The sequence below is a fragment of the Bacillus sp. MUM 116 genome, assembly GCF_001866655.1.
GTDB lineage: Bacteria > Bacillota > Bacilli > Bacillales > Cytobacillaceae > Neobacillus.
The window spans coordinates 1-17,511 of the sequence record NZ_MLYR01000027.1; the positions used below are offsets into that span (position 1 = coordinate 1).

Annotated in this window: 16 protein-coding genes; 5 read left to right on the forward strand and 11 right to left on the reverse strand. The window is 39.1% G+C overall.

Annotated elements, in window-relative coordinates:
* Window positions 1-209: 209 nt before the first annotated feature.
* Window positions 210-1,076 carry a pyridoxamine kinase gene (locus BIV60_RS07375; protein WP_071355084.1) on the reverse strand — a complete coding sequence of 289 codons (867 nt, stop codon included), beginning with the start codon at window positions 1,074-1,076 and terminating at the stop codon, window positions 210-212.
* 179 nt (window positions 1,077-1,255) lie between these two features.
* Between BIV60_RS07375 and BIV60_RS07380 the strand changes: the two genes are divergently transcribed.
* Window positions 1,256-1,795 (forward strand): ECF transporter S component, encoded by a 540-nt coding sequence (locus BIV60_RS07380; RefSeq protein ID WP_071355085.1) that lies wholly within the window; start codon window positions 1,256-1,258, stop codon window positions 1,793-1,795.
* Between the two features lie 133 nt (window positions 1,796-1,928).
* On the opposite strand, the gene BIV60_RS07385 is transcribed toward BIV60_RS07380, so the two are convergent.
* The gene (locus tag BIV60_RS07385; protein WP_071355086.1) at window positions 1,929-3,329 is read right to left on the reverse strand and encodes an aminotransferase-like domain-containing protein; all 1,401 of its coding nucleotides are present in this window, start codon (window positions 3,327-3,329) and stop codon (window positions 1,929-1,931) included.
* 112 nt (window positions 3,330-3,441) lie between these two features.
* Between BIV60_RS07385 and BIV60_RS07390 the strand changes: the two genes are divergently transcribed.
* Both BIV60_RS07390 and BIV60_RS07395 read left to right on the forward strand, forming a co-directional pair.
* A complete protein-coding gene (locus BIV60_RS07390) occupies window positions 3,442-4,161 on the forward strand; it encodes an AzlC family ABC transporter permease (protein ID WP_071355087.1) in 720 nt (239 codons plus the stop codon).
* The gene (locus BIV60_RS07395; protein ID WP_071355088.1) at window positions 4,152-4,478 is read left to right on the forward strand and encodes an AzlD domain-containing protein; all 327 of its coding nucleotides are present in this window, start codon (window positions 4,152-4,154) and stop codon (window positions 4,476-4,478) included. Before BIV60_RS07390 ends, BIV60_RS07395 begins: the two co-directional genes overlap by 10 nt.
* Before the next feature lie 115 nt (window positions 4,479-4,593).
* Here BIV60_RS07395 and BIV60_RS07400 read toward each other — a convergent pair whose 3' ends face one another.
* From BIV60_RS07400 to BIV60_RS07415, 4 genes are all read right to left on the reverse strand, one after another.
* Complete coding sequence (locus tag BIV60_RS07400) at window positions 4,594-5,313, reverse strand: LutC/YkgG family protein (RefSeq protein WP_071355089.1); 720 nt, start codon at window positions 5,311-5,313, stop codon at window positions 4,594-4,596.
* Window positions 5,310-6,743, reverse strand: coding sequence for a LutB/LldF family L-lactate oxidation iron-sulfur protein (locus tag BIV60_RS07405; protein WP_071355090.1), 1,434 nt, complete (start codon window positions 6,741-6,743; stop codon window positions 5,310-5,312). The genes BIV60_RS07400 and BIV60_RS07405 overlap by 4 nt, the downstream gene beginning before the upstream one ends.
* Before the next feature lie 120 nt (window positions 6,744-6,863).
* Entirely contained in the window at window positions 6,864-7,580 is a 717-nt protein-coding gene (locus tag BIV60_RS07410; protein ID WP_071355091.1) for a (Fe-S)-binding protein, read from the reverse strand.
* Between the two features lie 210 nt (window positions 7,581-7,790).
* Complete coding sequence (locus BIV60_RS07415) at window positions 7,791-8,525, reverse strand: FadR/GntR family transcriptional regulator (RefSeq protein ID WP_071355092.1); 735 nt, start codon at window positions 8,523-8,525, stop codon at window positions 7,791-7,793.
* Between the two features lie 464 nt (window positions 8,526-8,989).
* Here BIV60_RS07415 and BIV60_RS07420 point away from each other — a divergent pair, with 464 nt between their 5' ends.
* Complete coding sequence (locus BIV60_RS07420; RefSeq protein ID WP_141770423.1) at window positions 8,990-10,432, forward strand: L,D-transpeptidase; 1,443 nt, start codon at window positions 8,990-8,992, stop codon at window positions 10,430-10,432.
* A gap of 171 nt (window positions 10,433-10,603) precedes the next feature.
* Here the strand turns inward: BIV60_RS07420 and BIV60_RS07425 are convergent, their stop codons facing one another.
* From BIV60_RS07425 to BIV60_RS07440, 4 genes are all read right to left on the reverse strand, one after another.
* Window positions 10,604-11,215 (reverse strand): FMN-binding negative transcriptional regulator, encoded by a 612-nt coding sequence (locus BIV60_RS07425; protein ID WP_071355093.1) that lies wholly within the window; start codon window positions 11,213-11,215, stop codon window positions 10,604-10,606.
* 28 nt (window positions 11,216-11,243) lie between these two features.
* Window positions 11,244-11,948: a B3/B4 domain-containing protein gene (locus tag BIV60_RS07430; RefSeq protein ID WP_071355094.1), complete on the reverse strand. Its 705-nt coding sequence runs from the start codon at window positions 11,946-11,948 to the stop codon at window positions 11,244-11,246.
* 101 nt (window positions 11,949-12,049) lie between these two features.
* On the reverse strand, window positions 12,050-12,712 hold the full coding sequence (locus BIV60_RS07435; protein WP_071355095.1) for a LysE family transporter: 663 nt from the start codon (window positions 12,710-12,712) through the stop codon (window positions 12,050-12,052).
* The gene (locus BIV60_RS07440; RefSeq protein ID WP_071355096.1) at window positions 12,709-13,332 is read right to left on the reverse strand and encodes an FMN-binding negative transcriptional regulator; all 624 of its coding nucleotides are present in this window, start codon (window positions 13,330-13,332) and stop codon (window positions 12,709-12,711) included. The genes BIV60_RS07435 and BIV60_RS07440 overlap by 4 nt, the downstream gene beginning before the upstream one ends.
* Window positions 13,333-13,459: 127 nt before the next feature.
* Between BIV60_RS07440 and pdxR the strand changes: the two genes are divergently transcribed.
* On the forward strand, window positions 13,460-14,836 hold the full coding sequence (gene pdxR, locus BIV60_RS07445; RefSeq protein WP_071355097.1) for a MocR-like pyridoxine biosynthesis transcription factor PdxR: 1,377 nt from the start codon (window positions 13,460-13,462) through the stop codon (window positions 14,834-14,836).
* Between the two features lie 173 nt (window positions 14,837-15,009).
* Here pdxR and BIV60_RS07450 read toward each other — a convergent pair whose 3' ends face one another.
* On the reverse strand, window positions 15,010-17,301 hold the full coding sequence (locus tag BIV60_RS07450) for an excinuclease ABC subunit UvrA (RefSeq protein ID WP_071355098.1): 2,292 nt from the start codon (window positions 17,299-17,301) through the stop codon (window positions 15,010-15,012).
* Window positions 17,302-17,511 lie beyond the last annotated feature (210 nt).

Sequence of the window (17,511 nt, forward strand, 5' to 3'; positions counted from 1 at the left end):
TAACTGTATAATAACATTATGGTTTATTTACGTCAATATTTATGAAAATTTTCCTTTATTAAGGCTCTTTTCGTAAACTTTGTTGCTTTTAGACCTTAATAAGGGTCAAATACTTAAGTTTCTAGGCAATTTTCGCAAATGTTCTTACGAAAAGATACCACGAAGCATTTAGTTATACGGGTTGATGAACTTATACGAAAAACAACAATCTATGCGAAAATATCCTTTAATAATAACATTTTCAAATATTTTTCGAAGTTAACTCCTTCTACTTTAGGAACTTGCTCTAAGGAGGAATCATTGATGGCTGCTGTAAGGAATGCCTCTGCAAGCTGTACAGATTTTTCCAAGTTCTCTCCACGCATCATGCTTCCCATAATCACAGATGCAAATAAATCACCCGTACCAGAATAGCTTTTACCATTATACTGCATCGCACGATAAAAGATATTGCTTCCGTCCAAATACATATTTCCGATATACTGCTTATCTGGGTCATCTGACGGCGGATTAATTCCAGTGATTATAACCTGAGCGCCAGTTTCTTGCTGCAAAATATTCCCAGACTCTTCAATCGCTTTAATATAGTCTTTTTCATTTGAATAGCTATGCAGCTTTTCATAAGACATTCCGGTTAATAAACAGCACTCCGTCACATTTGGTGTAATCACATCTGCACGTTTTACAAGTTCTCTCATTAGTACCAGCAATTCATCTGTAAAAAGCTTATAGACTTCTCCTAAATCCCCCATTACCGGATCAACAAGTAAAATGGTTTCGTTTGTATAAAATTTTTCTAAAAAATGAAAAATATTATTAATTTGCTCTTCACCAGTAACGAAGCCTGTATAGATTCCATCAAATGTAACCTTAAGTTTGCTCCATTCCTCTATGAAATGTTTCATTTTAGATGTAAAATCTTCACAAAAAAAACTTGGATAACCGGTTTGCGCAGTCAAAATTGCCGTTGGTAAAGGACATGCCTGTACCCCCATTACCGAAAGAACCGGAATCGCAGCTGTTAATGAACATTTTCCGAAAGATGATAAATCCTGTATTACAGCAACTTTTTTCATAATAACCTCCATAAGGCTGTCCATCTTAAACTTTATTCATATTACCACAAATAAAGAATCTGGAAAATCCCAAAGGGATACTGCCAACTGACCTTAAAGTTTTTTAATAAATTGGCACTTTTATATATGCCAGTCGTTTGCTAAAATCATAGAAAATTCAGTTAGGAAGGATTAGAGATATGCAAAATACACAAACTTATTCAAAGCCAGAATATAAAACGTTTGATTTAATTCTTACAGCCATGTTTATTGCACTTGTTTTCCTATCCACTTTCTTAAATATTAAACTGCCAATTGCTGCAAATGGAGGTTTAGTTCATCTCGGGACTGCAATGCTTTTTATCGCAGCTATTCTATTTGGTCCTAAAAAAGCCGCTCTTGCCGGCGCGATCGGAATGGCATTATTTGATTTAGCTGGAGGCTGGGCGTTGTGGGCACCGATTACCTTTGTTTCGCGTGCTCTACAGGGATATATCGCTGGTAAAATTGCTTGGTCAAATGGCCGTAATGGCAATAGCATTGCTTTCAATTTAATTGGAACAATCGTCTCAATGCCAGTAATGATCGCTGTTTATTACATTGGTGAGGTGATTCTATACGGTAATTGGGTTGCACCCGTAGCTTCGATCCCGGGAGACGTTGTTCAAAATGTATTGGGAGTTATTGTTGCCCTTCCAGTTTGTGTAGCATTGAAAAAAGTTCCATATTTCAAGCGTTAAAATAAACACAAAAAAAGGATGTTCCAAAAAGTCATAATTTATCGGCTTTGGACCATCCTCTTTAATTTACCTCACCTACACTGTGTTTAAGGGGTCAGCCCCTCGGCGATAAGATTAAACAAATCTGCTTCATTTATTGCAGTATTTCTTCCGACTCTAGCAAAAATCTTTTTAGGATGCAAAGCCCTTTCTCCAATTCATCGGAGTCCTTAGGAGATGTTAGTGAAATCCGAATAAATTGGGGAGATTCATCTTTTTTGACCAAGAAACGATGAGAATGATAAACATGGATCCCCTTGGTTAAAGCAATATGCTCAAACTGGTTTAGCTGCCATTCTTTATGCAATGGTAACCAGCGAAAAAAACTAATAGGATTTTCGTTTGGATGATCGATTTGAAAATATTTCTGGTAAATCCGATTCCGTTCTTGTGAAATTTCCCGCTTTATCTTAATGATTTGTTCAGCAGCCCCTGTATTAATTAATTCTGATATAATTTCTGCATTCAAGGCGGATGTTTTTACGTTGAGATTAAAAATTCCATATGTAATTTTTTCAACAAACTGATTGGCGTAAGCGATAAATGCAACCCGGATACCAGAGCTGAGTGATTTGGCAATACTCAGGATGTAAACAAACCTTTCCGGCACAAAATGTGAAATAGGGAAATAGCCATTTGGTGCCAGGAAAGAGTATACGTCATCCTCTATTAAAATAAGACGGTGTTTATTGATGACCTCTGCTATTTCCTTTCTGCGATTCATATTCATTGTTACAGCAGTAGGATTATTGCAGGAGGGACTCAAATAAATTCCCTGCAATGGATTTGTTCTGCAGACAGCATCTAATCTCTCCGGCTTCATGCCTAACTCATCCCCCTCAATAGGAATTAATTGGATATTCAATATTTTGGCCAATTCAATAAAATTGGGATAAGTATATATATCAACCGCTATTCTATCTCCCGGATGAAACAAGGCCATTAGAATCAATGAAAACGAATTTTGCCCTCCTGAAGTGATCGCAATATTTTCAATGGGTACATCCATGTTAAAGCGCTGCATCCACTTTTTGGCTGCCATTCGATGATAAGGCATCCCCAATGGGTGTCTGTAATCTAATAAATTTTCCAGATAATCTTTGGCGGCAATGCTTTTAATCGCTTGAGCAACGAATGAGTTTGTGCTGTCAAGGGGCTTGATGATTCCCATCTCTATATAATTCTTATTCTCATCACTGTCTGCCATGAAAATTGCATTTTTTATATTGGGAGTAACAAAGGTTCCCCTTCCGGTAACGGCATAGATTAATCCTTTCACTTCGCATATTTTAAATGCCCTTGTGACAGTGCTGAGGTTAATATCAAGATAATCTGCTAATTCTCGTTGTGGAGGAAGTTTCGTATTGGGTGCGAGAAAGCCATTGAGAATATCATATTCCAGCAAGGTGGCAATCGATCGATACATTGGAGGGACAAGCTGTTTTTTATCCGGCTTCCACGACATAGGATAATTTTCAAATGAATTAACTGGCATATAGCCCCTCCTCGAAAAATTGTATTGCATACAATTATATCATTGAAGCCATACAATGAGGATGATAAAGTTAGTTTATATTCAAATTATTTTAAAAAGTGAGTGAAGGACGATGAACATAAGTGATAACACTTTTTTGCGGGAAGAAAACAGCTTCTTTTCCGGTGTACGGGATTGTCTGCCCACTGTACTTGGTTACTTAAGTATTGGATTTGCGGCAGGTGTTGTGGAAAAAACAGCAGGACTTTCGATTGTTGAAATTGGACTGATATCTTTACTCTTATACGCAGGTTCTGGTCAATTTATTGCTGCTGCGATGATTGGTGCTAATAGTCCAACTCTAGCGATTATCTTTACTATTTTCTTTATTAACCTCCGCCATCTTTTAATGAGCGCGGCTATATCGCCTTTTTTCCGTCATCTTTCACCCTTCAAGAATATATTAATCGGTTCTTTACTTACAGATGAAACATTCGGTGTGGCAATGAATGAAGCAGCAAGTAAGAAATGGCTCAGCGAAAAATGGATGTATGGTTTAAATTTAACTGCTTATTTAAATTGGTTCATTGCCAATATTGCAGGAGCATTTTTCGGAGAATGGATTTCGAATCCGGAAAAATTCGGTCTTGATTTTGCATTGCCGGGTATGTTTATTGGCCTTCTTGTCCTGCAAATGGTCAGCCGAAGAAAATTGATGAAAGATGTTCTTGTTGCACTAAGTGCTGTTGCCATTGTTGTAGGGGTAAGTTTAGTGGCATCTGGAAGCGTAGGTGTTATTGTGGCGACAATCATTGCCTCTGGCCTAGGAATGGCGGTGGAAAAATGGAAGTAAGATGGTCTATCTTTTTAATTATTTTAGGCTCAGCCCTTGTAACATTCATTCCAAGAGTGCTTCCAATTGCAATTCTGAGTCGTGTTGAACTGCCAGAATGGGCCATGCGATGGTTGAACTACGTTCCTATTGCCGTAATGGCAGCCTTAGTGGGGCAAGAGTTGCTAATGCCAAACGGAAAACTGGAACCTTTGCAAAATAACCTTGAACTAATCGCCGCATTGCCTGCTTTTATTATTGCGATTGTAACACGCAGTTTATTAGGAACTGTTGTAGCTGGAATCATCTCTATAATGGTATTACGTTTTGTGTTTTAAATTGGTAAAGTGCTGTTTAATGAAGTGATAAGCAGACAGGCAGTATGTATCTTCTAACTTATGAATAAAAGAAAAAAGAGCCGTGTCCATCAAAGGAGCGGCCCCTCATCAAAAATTATAAATCATTAATCACAATATAAGTAGCCTTTATCGGACCATGTACACCGACAACCAGATTCAACTCAATATCGGCTGAGTTACTTGGGCCGGTAATAAAATTAATGCAGGACGCCACATGTCCGGTCTCTTGATAAATTTCCCGTATTTTTACTGCCGCCTGCGTCGCCCTTGGAACAAGAGTGCTTTTTGGAATCAGCATAATCGATGTAGCCGGTAAAAAGCTGACCGTTCTACCCTTATCCTTGTCACTAAACAAAACCACTGTCCCAGACTCAGCAAGGGTAATTTCACTAATGGTAATGCCGACATTTGCGTTTTCTGCTTTATGAACATTCTCTTCGCCTAATTTATAATCCCATTCAAACACATCAATCTTCTCAGAAGGCCACTTCTCCTTCATTAAGGAATCAAGCCCCCACTTCGAGAAGCGCTCGTCTTTCCACGTCACAACCGTGCCGCCGCCATATTCAGTGACTACATCATTTACAACCTCCGGCAGCCCTTTTAAATCAGTAGTAAAAATCTTCGTATGGATTTTCTTACAATGGTCCTTTAAAATCTCCAGCAGTTCATCCTGCGTTGCATCCTTAAATACCTCGTATTGCGGCTGGTATTTCCATTTCGGCTTTTCAATCGGAGCGGAAATTCGCGGCCGGTTCAGCTGACTGGCAATTTGATTTAAAAATTTATCTCGATTATGGATGGTGCCAATCATAGTTTTTTGTCTCCTTTGTCGCGATTTTTAAACCAATCTCTCAATCTCTCTTTATTCGGGGCCGGAAATTCTCGAATATCCGTCCAAGCTTTAAGCGGTCCCGGCCCTTTGGAGATTTTATCGCCCGAGGTAAATGGAGACATGGCGGCAGGCACGATTTTTGAACCAATTTTATAAAGAGTTGGAGAAGCAGCTCCAAGACCAAATGCCTTCATTAATAATTTTTCTGAAACAGGTGCTTTGCCTTCTTTTTCAACAATGACTTCACGGTGTTTATGCAGCAGGTTGTGCAGCGGAATTTTCACCGGACATACTTCTGTACAGGCACCGCAAAGGGTAGAAGCATATGGAAGCTCTTTGTATTCATCATAACCGCCCAAGAGTGGCGTGAGGACGGCCCCGATTGGTCCAGGATAAATTGAACCATAAGAGTGACCGCCAATATGACGATACACCGGACAAACATTAATACAGGCGCCGCAGCGGATACATTGTAATATCGACTGAAATTCACCACCAAGAATATTCGATCTGCCATTATCGACAATGACCAAATGGAATTCCTCTGGTCCGTCAACATCCAATTCCTCCCGAGGTCCGGTCAATAAAGTAATATAACTGGTCAGCTTTTGCCCAACAGCATTTCTTGTTAACAGGCTGACGAGTACTTCCATTTCCTCAAAGGTTGGTACAATCCGCTCCATCCCCATGACGGTAATTTGCGTTTTCGGCAGCGCTGTTACTAAATCAGCATTTCCTTCGTTTGTAACTAGGCTGAAGGAACCTGTTTCAGCAACCGCAAAGTTACAGCCCGTTATCCCGATATCCGCCTCTAAAAATTTCTCACGGAGGGTGACACGTGCTTGATAGGCAAGTTCTTCAGGTTTTGAGGTTTTCGTATACCCTAATTTCTTTTCAAAAACTTCGCGAATTTGTTCTTTATTTTTATGCAAGGCAGGTACCACGATATGGGACGGCGGATCATGATCGTCCAGCTGGAGAATATATTCACCAAGGTCCGTTTCGACGACCTCACAGCCTTCCTCCTGCAGCATTGCATTTAAGCTGATTTCTTCTGTTACCATCGATTTGGATTTGACAATTTTTTTTGCCTTTTTCTTCTGAACAACCTTTCTAATATATTCATTTGCTTCTTCCTTTGTTTGCGCAAAAAAGACGTGTCCGCCACGTCCCGCGACATTTTCACTCAGCTGCTCCAGGTAATAATCCAAATTCTCCAGAACATGCTGCCGGATTTCTTCACCGTGATTGCGCCAGTCTTCCCAGTTGCTCATTTCATCAGTTGTCACTGCCCTGCGCTTCAAACCCATTCCGTCCTGTGCACCGGCAACTGCACCGCGCATGAAATCATCGTGTATTCCATGATCAACACGTTCCTTAAACTGCTCCGTGCCAATTTTCATTGCCATAGGAAATCCCCCCAATTTTTTTAAAAAATGGCTGTGTAAAACTTGTCTGTTGATTTCCGCTCCAATCAACAGAGCTAAAAACCAATAATGTCCTTTAACTCAGCCTAAAAAATAAATGCATTAACGGCTGTTTAAGACTTCCGCAATATGCAGCACTTTTACCGGTTTCCCTAGTCGTTCCATCCGGCCGCCAATATTCATCAAGCAGGCTGCATCTGCACCCACAAGGTATTGTGCCCCGGTTTCTTCTACGTGCCGGACCTTCTCATCGACCATCTGCTCGGAAATCTGTGCCATTTTAACTGAAAATGTGCCGCCAAATCCGCAGCATTTTTCTTTCCCAGGTAATTCAGTGAACTTTAAGCCTTTAATATTTTTTAACAAAATCATAGGCGGTTCTTTTACACCTAGTAGTCTTGTCATATGGCAGGAAGTATGATAAGTTACATTGCCTTCAAATCTGGCACCGACATCTTCTATTTTTAAAACCTCGACGATAAATTGTGTCAGCTCATAGGTTTTGGCTGCTAATGCTTTTGCCTCCCGCTCCCATACAGGGTCGCCTGCAAAAATATGAGGATACTCATGGAACATAAAAGCACATGAACCAGATGGTGAAACAACATATTCGGCGTCACTAAACGTTTCAATCATACGTTTCATGGCTTCTTTTGATTCCTTCACATAACCGCTGTTGTATGCAGGCTGACCACAGCAGACTTGCGATTCCGGGAATTCCACTTCACATCCGAGTCTTTCAAGCAGTTCAACTGTTGCTTTGCCGACATTGCCTTGGAACATATCAATGATACAAGTTGCAAAAAGAGTAACCTTCATTTTTCTCTTCCCCTCAAAAATAAATTATGTCACCATGTTTATAAAATCAGTTAACTGGTCATCTGATGACCTAATAATTAATATTGTATATCTTACACCAAAATTATCAAGTTTAGAAAGGGCTTTCAAGAAAAATATCCTTTTTTTATCTGATTTGAAAATGCAGTAAAAGGGCTCCCAGCTATATAGAAACCCCATTTTATCAGTATTTTACTCCCCATTAAACTTAGTTGTATGTTGGAAATACTTCCCTAGAATAGCATCAATATTTTCAAGGTGAATCAGCATGTTGATCCTCGCTGCCTCTTCATCCTGTGCTTTGATTGCTTCATAAATGGCCAAGTGCTCCTTATATAACTGCTCAATGGTAGTTTCTTTTGAAAACAACCAAACCCTGCGTGTTTCCCTCATCGTTTCTACCATAAGCTCAGAAACATGGTTCATTAGATTCAGCAATAATTGGTTTTGAGCAGCTTCGGCAAGCGCCATGTGAAATTGTAAATCTGCCGTTTCACCAAGTTCCTCATCACCTTTTGCTTCAAGCATTGCTCCAAGGGCAGCTTCCATCATCATTAAATGCTGATCAGTTCTTCTCTTTGCCGCAGCAGCTGCAGTCCCGCTTTCAATAATTTTCCGTACTTCTACTAATTCTGCAATATCTTCCTTATTCATTAAGATAGCAGTTGATAATGGAAAAGCAATTTGATCTTTTTCAAATTCCTTTATATAAGTTCCTTCACCCTGCTTCATTTCGACAAGTCCCATTGCTCGTAATGAGGTTAATGCCTCACGAATAGCCGATCTTCCTACCTGAAAATTTTCCGCAAGCTGCTGTACAGAGTCAAGCTTATCCCCGGATTTAAGCTGCCCAGACCGAATCATTTCATAAATGGCTTCGGCCACCTCTTCATATATTTTTTTAGGTTTGATTTTTTTATAATTCATTCCAGTGCCCCTTTATATCCTTCATCAACTTTGACACGCACTTTCATTATACCTATTTTCATAAGATTTGCATCTTCTTCTAAATTTCATGGGCAATCACCTTTATGATTCCTTAAAATATTGAATCACTCGAGAGGATCTTTCCAAATAGGAAGCAGCCTTTCGAGCTTTTTCAAAACCCTAACTACTTTCCCAATTGTACCCATGTCTTCCCACAAATTCTTAATCGACATTAAATGGCCCGTTTGCGGAAGACTGATCTTATTGATAATCAATAGAATTCAGCAAAAGGTTTAATAAAAAAATTAAACATATACAAAAACCGACAATGTTCAAATATGACATTTTGTAGAATAGTAGTATAAATTACCCATTTTCTAGAAAATGTTAACCAATAACACAATATCAATTGTTTATGGGCATAAGATGTTTACAGCTGAAGGTCAGGTATGGGGGGATACTTTATGGAAAGCATGGTAAATAATCAAGAAATTGAGAAACAACGCGTAAATTCAGCTAGGTGGTATGCAAATTGGAGGTTTATTACAGCAAGTTTCATCTTTATTATCGCACTCTTCATTGCAGCAGGCAGCTACTATCAGGCAAACCATTTTAATTCACAAATCAAGATTAATGGCATCAAAGTCGGTGGAATGACCGCTGATCAGGCACTAAAAAAATTAAAAACAACCGTTTTAAAAAATGTAGTCTATGTTGGAGATGAACAAATTATAGATGGAAAAGACACTAAGGGGGTATTTTCTGGTAAGGATCTGCCCGATGTCAAAAAATTATTAAAGAGCCAGTGGACTTTTTTTCCCTCTTCAAAAGCGAAAGATTATTCATTAATGCCCAAGCATCAAGATCAGTATCGAAACCAGACGTTGAAAAAACAGGTGGAAGAAAAGCTGCTAGCCATGAATAAGGGTTTAAAAGCGCCACAAGATGCGGTAGTTCGTTTAAAACAAGGCAAAATTATTGTCGCAAACAGCATTAGCGGAGAGAAGTATGATGTCGCCAGTCTTTTGAAGGACTTCGAAAAGCACAAATATGCTAGTGAAATCAGGCTCAATCCAGTATACATACAGCCAATTAAAGAAGACAGCGAGTTTGTAAAAAATCAACAGAAAAAGTTTGAAGAATTCCTTGCTCAGACCGTTGATTACAAGGTACAGGGTAAAGTTTTTACGTTAAAAGCGGGCGAATTAGTTAAAAACGCATCTATTTCAAAAGATTTAGAGATTAAGATTGATGAATGGGGTGATTTTAAGAAAAGAATAGCCAACATTAACAATGGGCAATCCACATTAAATAAGGATTTCAAATTCAAGACTCATTCAGGTTCAGTGATATCGGTTAAAGGTAAAGGCTATGGCTGGGCCATAAATGTTGAAAAAGAAATACCTCGTATTATGAAAGCTTTTGAAAATGGGGAGAAATCGGTTTCCGCCTCTAATATTTACGGACATGGCTGGCAGGGTGAAGGCTATGGATATGACACAATTGCCAATAATGGTATTGGTGATACGTATGCTGAAGTCTCCATCGCGGAGCAACGAATGTGGATCTACAAAAATGGAAAATTAGTCGTCACAACGAATGTTGTTACCGGCACACACAATCTCAATCAAGATACATCACCTGGAGTGTGGTATATTCTCTATAAGAAGTCACCTGCCGTGCTAACGGGCAGAGAAAACGGAAAAATTATTTATCAGTCCCCTGTTAGTTATTGGGCTCCTTTTACCAATGACGGACAGGGAATCCACGATGCCAGCTGGCGAGGCAATTGGGGAAGTAAGGCCTATCTTACTGATGGATCGCATGGCTGTGTCAACACTCCGCCAAGCATTATGAAAACTGTGTATGACAATCTCAGCACCTATCAGCCGGTTGTTATTTATTGAGGCATGGAAGGCAGTCCAATAATATAACTTTTTAGGAACAGCTGTCACTTTCTTTTCAAAGAATGATAGGTTTTGAAGATTATATGTAAGAAAACAAGAAACGTAAGAAGGCAACGCCCACAGTGAGGGTTAGTTGCCTTTCTTTAAACTGAGAAAAAGTTAAATAGCACTTCATTTTTGTAGATTTTTCTTCATAAGAGATGCCACTTGTATGTTTTCCTGTATAGAAGTGCTTTCTAGATTCTTAATAATTAATTCTTGTCGTTCCACAGGATGATTTTGGCTTAATTTAGCTTTAGCTTCAATTTTTGTAATTTTTATTTTGAATGCTATAATCCCTTTACTCATTCCTTCAAGATATTTAGGATCTACATCATTTAAATTGTATGAGCTATCCGGTCTTTCATATTTGTTTACCATATCATTTAAAGAATCGAATATCACTTTTTGATCTTCGATAATCTCCATCTTCCCATATAAATGGATAGACACATAATTCCAGGTAGGTACTGCCAGCGTTGTTTCATACCAAGATGGAGATATATAACAGTGAGGACCTTGGAAAACCACAAGAACTTGTTGGTTTTCTATATCCTTCCATTGTTCGTTCGGAAGAGCAAAGTGACCATATAAAGCACTTTCACCTTTATTTAGTGTAAGTGGAAGATGGGTTGCGTATGGTTCTCCATTGTGCTGGGAAAATAAAGTGGCAAAGCCGTATTTTTCAATAAAATCATAAATGATTTCTTCATCATCGAGTTGAAAATGTTTTGGAATATACATGTTTAAGCCCCTCCTTAATTAAGAAAAACTAGAATGTCATTTCCCTATTATGAATATCTAACACTTCAATCTTCACAGAACCACCAAGATTATGTAACACTAAATCAGACAATGCTTTAAGCGCTATATGAAACTCATCGCTTCTTGTTTCATCTATTAATTCAATACAGAGGAATGCATTTTTTGTATTTTCGGTTAGCATCGTCCTCTGAGCTTCACGCCAATTCCAGCATCTGCATATGGCACCGTCATCATCTTTATAAACAATTTCACCTTCATATGGCGAAGCATTCCCATCATTTCCTAATGGAATAAACGGTTCGTTACCATTTGCCTGCGTTAGCCGAATATCGCCAGCAAAAGTGTCGATATCTTCTCCGCCACACGGAAACCCATAACGCAATGAAATGGAATTATAGATGTCAACAAGCGGGTTTATTGTTCCGATATGATTGCCGTTTTTCACTCTTTTTAATAAAGCTTCAATGGAACACCTTGCCCCTTTCTTTGTCTTAAATTTCTGAAAAGATTCTCTCCAAACGAATATAACTGGATTACTACTGAATTCCTCCTGAATAAAGAATTTATGTGCTTCTTTCTCTGCCTCCTGCAGCAGCTTCTCGTAGATTTCAACGTCTATAATTGAATTATCAATCCCCTGGCAAATAAGGGTGCCTATTTTTGCATGAGGGAATAACGACCAAAAATCATCTTCAATGATAAATCTAGTCATAAAATATCTCTCCATTTCATTTTACTTTAAGTCTTTTAATGAAGAAAAAACGCGGTTCATGTATATACCGCGTTTCTGATTAAGTTTAACGAGGTTCTTACTTAGTTATCATTAACTGTGTTCGAGCCTGAAAACATCTGATAAATCGTACTGTGAATCAAACTCCATAACATTGCCAAAGCAAAATAGGCCATCGCCAAACTCGATAATGTAAAGATTCCACGCAAAAGCTTCTCTCCAACAAATTTCCGCGACCAAGCGACCAACGTGGATATGACAACACACCATGCAAAAGCACCAGCAGCAAAGCCAACAAACAAGATCACCAGCTTATCCATTAACGGCATCCCTGTAATACGGGCTGCAAATCCTCCGCCGATCCCGCCCCAAAACGCAATACCAAACGGATTGGCAATTGAAAACACAATCCCTGTTAAAAAGTCTCGTTGTTCCTTCGTTTCTGATTGGGTCAAATCAATGGGTTTACGAGCGTCTAAAAAGGACATCCATGCCATTCGGAGTAAAAAAGCGACTCCAGCAATTCCCAAAATGATTTGCACCGCCAAAAAGTGGAAGATAAGTGCCACACCTGTTAGCCCGACAACAGCCCAAAGCAAATCACCTAGTAAAGCTCCAAGCTCCACTGAGAAGGCTGGCATAAATCCGTGTTTTAATCCCCTGCGCAACGCTTCTGTGTTAACTGCTCCAGGGGATGCACTATAAACAAATCCGAGAACACAGGCCGTTACAATCAAACCAATCATTCAAACAACCCTTTCCGTTGCTCACGCATCCACTGTGCACTCTGAGTTTCCCCTTGCTCATCTGACTTTTCAAGTTCTTTAACGATATTTTTGTAATCTGTGTCGCTGCGATTTTGGCTCATTTTAGCTGCAGCTTGAATCGAAGTAATTTCTATTTTAAAACCAACAATGCCTTTCATTTCGCTCTCAAGCAAATTAGGATTGAATGTATGCCACATCCTCCCGTTTTCCCGATGAGACTCGTAACGGTTGAGCAGCATATCCAAATCCGCTTTCAACTCATCCGAAGTCAAGATGCGTGCTGTTCCATACGCATGTACCGCTAGATAATCCCATGTGGGGACCTCTTCAACCGTATACCAACTTGACGAAACGTAAGCATGAGGTCCTTGAAAAATAAGCAACACATCAGCATTATGATCCAAAGTCTTTTTCTGCATGTTTCCATAGGCGATGTGCCCTGTCGCATAGATTTTCCCGTCCTCTTCGCGAATCTGTATGGGAAGGTGTGTAGCGATGGGACGATGTTCATCGACAGTAACTAATAATGCAAACGGATGCGACTTCATAAATTGAACTGCCTCATCATGACCCATACGATATTGCTTTGGTATGTACACAATAATCATCCTTTCAACTTGTAAATGAATTTTAATAATAAATTTCCGATAAAAAAATAATATTATACAAACTGACATTAAAAAAGGTACAATAACAAACAAATATACATGTCAGAGGTAGATTGGAATGAAAAATACCATTTTTGCATTTAAGGATGACTTTCCCAAATATAAACAAATTTACGAGCAGTTTAAATTATTTATTGAACAAGGAGACATGTTGGCGAATGAGCAAATGCCCTCCATTCGGGGGCTTGCAGATTCCTTACATGTAAGTCGTAATACAACATTAATGGCATATGAACAACTTGTTGCTGAAGGGTATATTCGCGGGGAGGGACGTAAAGGTTATTTTGTAAATGAGTTAGAACCCCTATTATTTCAGGAGGCATTCATCTCTAATAAAAAGCAAACAGAGTCCAAGAAATCTCCGATTGTTAATTTCAGGGCAGATGCTGTTGATCAAACACATTTCCCACTGAAGATTTGGAGGAGGATTGCCAATCAAGTATTAACATTAGAGGATAGCTTTCGATACGGAGAACCATTTGGGGAAGAGGCTTTGCGCGAACAAATCTCCGCCTATTTATTCCAATCACGCGGGGTGAAAACAAATGCAAATGCAATTATTATCGGAAGCAGTACCCAACAAATGCTTGTGTACCTGGGACACATACTGAAGGATGAATTCCAGAGTATTATCGTTGAAGACCCTGGTTACGACGGTGCCAGGGAAGCTTTTCAATTCCATCGTTTTATGTTTGAAACCTTACCGGTTAATGAAACAGGTGCTGATCTTTCACAATTAGAACAAATGAAATCACGATTAATCTATGTAACCCCTTCCCATCAAAGTCCAATGGGGGTAAGCATGTCTATTCAACAACGGCAAATGCTGATTCATTGGGTTGACAAGATGCGTGGATATATTATCGAAGACGATTATGACAGTGAGTTTCGCTATACACAAAAACCATTTCCTGCTCTTGCATCTATTGATTCGGCAAGAGTCATCTATTTAGGGAATTTCTCAAAATCATTTCTTCCGGGAATCCGTTTAACTTATATGGTGTTGCCAGAGCCAGTTTTAACTCGTTATAAAAAGCATTTTACTTATTTTGAATGTCCCACTTCACTTCTCAGCCAACTCACAATGGCAAAATTTATGGAATTGGGAGAGTGGAATCGCCACGTTAAACGAATGCGTCTTGTTTATAAGAGAAAAATGCTGCATTTAGTTTCTGAATTAAAAAAGCAATTCGGCCAAAATATTTCTATTATTGGCGAGCAGTCCGGTTTGTACTTATTAATCAAATTACACCTTAACCGTTCAGAAGAATGGTTCATCAGGCGCGCTTCTTCTTTTGGTGTAAAAGTGTGTCCGACCTCACTCTACTTTATTAATAAAAAAACCGATCACCCAATCATTAAACTTGGATTTAGTCATCTTACATGTGATGAAATTGAGCTTGGTGTCAAGCTCCTAAAAAAGGCCTGGGCATAAAAACACCCCGTCATCGTTAGTTGAGGCTGACGATGACGGGGCAGTTCCATTTGTAATAGCAGGAAATAAAGTTTTCCGATCGGCCCCCCATTTTGGATAATTTTCGATTCAAAAATGGCCGTTTTATCGCCTGCTTTTCCACACTATATAAAGGACTCTTGCACTCTATAATATCACCATACGGCCTGTCCTAAATGTTTTCTAACTCCATCCTTTAACCATTTCGCTGTCAATGTTTCTGCATTTAACATCTCTTCTGGTGTGCCTTCGAATATAATTTGTCCGCCTTGCTTTCCCCCTCCTGGACCCAATTCTATTACCCAGTCACTCGCCGCTATGAAGTCAAGTTTGTGTTCGATTATTATAACAGAATTACCTCTGTTTACAAGATTTTGAAATACATCTAAGAGTTTTTCATTATCCTCCGTGTGTAGTCCTAAGGATGGCTCGTCTAATAGGTAAATTTGTCCTTCTTTTTGTAAGTGGCTTGCAAGTTTTAGACGTTGAATTTCTCCTCCGCTTAGGGAACTTGTCGTCTGTCCTAAGGTCAGATACCCTAATCCCACGTCTTTTAGCGTATGCACTCTTTTTATGATTTTTGGCGCTTTAAAATAATTAATTGCCTCGTCTATTGTTAAATCTAAAATCTCTACTATATTTTTATCTTGATATCGAAAGACAAGCGCTTCGTCTGAATATCTCGTACCGCCACATGCTTCGCAAGGGATAGTCACTGGATCTGCAAATGCTACTTCTGGCGTTAGGACTCCTTTTCCTTTGCATATAGGACATGCTCCTGAAGAGTTGAAGCTGAACAAACCTGCTGGTTGTCCTGTTTCTATTGAAAATATTGTGCGAATATCGTCCATTATCCCCATATATGTAGCTAGGGTCGAACGGTTGGAGATTCCTATGCCGCCTTGTCCTACCATTATGGTTCCCGGATATCTTTCTGTAAAGGCTTCCAACATTAGAGAGCTTTTACCAGAACCAGATACTCCACTTATACAGACTAAGACATTTTTAGGAATATCTACGCTTATATTTTTTAAGTTATTGTTACTTGCTTTTTTTATTTTAAAATAACTTTTTATATCCCTTGGATTTTTATTTATTTTTAGCTCGTGTTTTAGGGCTGTTGCGGTGGGAGAGTTTTTTAGTCCTTCTAATTTCCCTTGATAGACAACTTCCCCTCCATTTACACCTGCTCCTGTTCCCATCTCTATTATTTCATCCGCTATTTTTATTACTGACAGATCGTGTTCGATTACGATTACGGTATTATGTTGGGATTTTATCCTTTTTAGCATCTGTATTAACATATCCACTTCTTCTGGATGGAGTCCTGCACTTGGTTCGTCGAAAATGTATGTGATATTGTTGAGACTGCTTCCTAAATGACGAGCGATTTTTACCCTCTGAGCTTCACCACCAGACAGGGTGCCCATTTTTCTTGATAGGCTCAAATATCCTAGTCCCATGTCAACTAGCTGTTTTACATATGGGATTGCTTGTCGTGCTATTGATTCTCCCATAGGATCTTTTATGTTCTTTAGTTCTTCTAGTATTTCTGGGAGCTCCAATTGATCGTATTCTGCGATATTGAGGCCATTTATTCTACACTCTAAAACCTTTGGATTTAGACCGGAACCTTGGCAGGTTGGGCATAAGAATCGAGTTGATACTGCTAAAACGTCATCTTGGGATACTTGTTTTAGTTTTGTGATGTCTCTATTTATATAAAGGCGCGTAAATCTAGGCAATAACCCATCCCACTCTGCATTATGAGGTCCGTTTTTTGTGTGAAACGGCGCATAGGCTCTTTCTCCTTCTCGTGGGCCATATAATAGTAGATGGAGTTCTTCTTCTGCATAGTCCTTTATGGGTTTATCTGGATCGAATAATCCACAGGTCATCATCCAATTACCTTGCCAACCAGAAGGCGATAATGGCTTAAATTTCACTGCATAATCTCGAAGTGACTTATCGTAATCGATAATCTTATTTAAATCTGGCGCAATTACCTCCCCATATCCACTACATTCTGGACATCTACCAAAGGAACTTTGGCTCGAAAAATCATTTGCAGAACCTATTGATGGATTTCCTATTCTTGAAAACAAAAGTCTTATTAATGGATTTATATCCATATAGGTGCCAATTGCTGAGCGGGAATTGCCTCCTATAGGTCTTTGCTCTACTACTATAACCGGGCTTAAGTTTTGCATAAGATCGGCGTGGGGTCGCTCAAACCTTGGCATTTGATTTCTGACATAAAGAGGATAATTCAAAGTCATTTGCCTTCTACTTTCTGTTGCTAATGTATCAAAAACTACTGAGCTCTTTCCCGATCCTGAAAGACCCGTAAATACGATGATTTTTTCTTTTGGTATGTTTAAATCTACATTTTTTAAATTATTTTCTTTTAGCCCTCTTAAAATGATTTCATCTTTTATTTCTGACATATAATCAGCCTTTCAGATTTTATCTACCAAGAAAGTGACTTCGGAACTGTAAACACCAGCATTCAGTCGTAGATTGCTGACTTCTAGCTACTTGCAGTTCGCCATAAGTCTAGCCAACTCTGACGGGGGAAATACCTTTCAAGTTCTTTTGCCTCTCTAGCTTGAAAATAAGAATTGACTTTTATTGATCTGGACACAAAAAACCCCGGA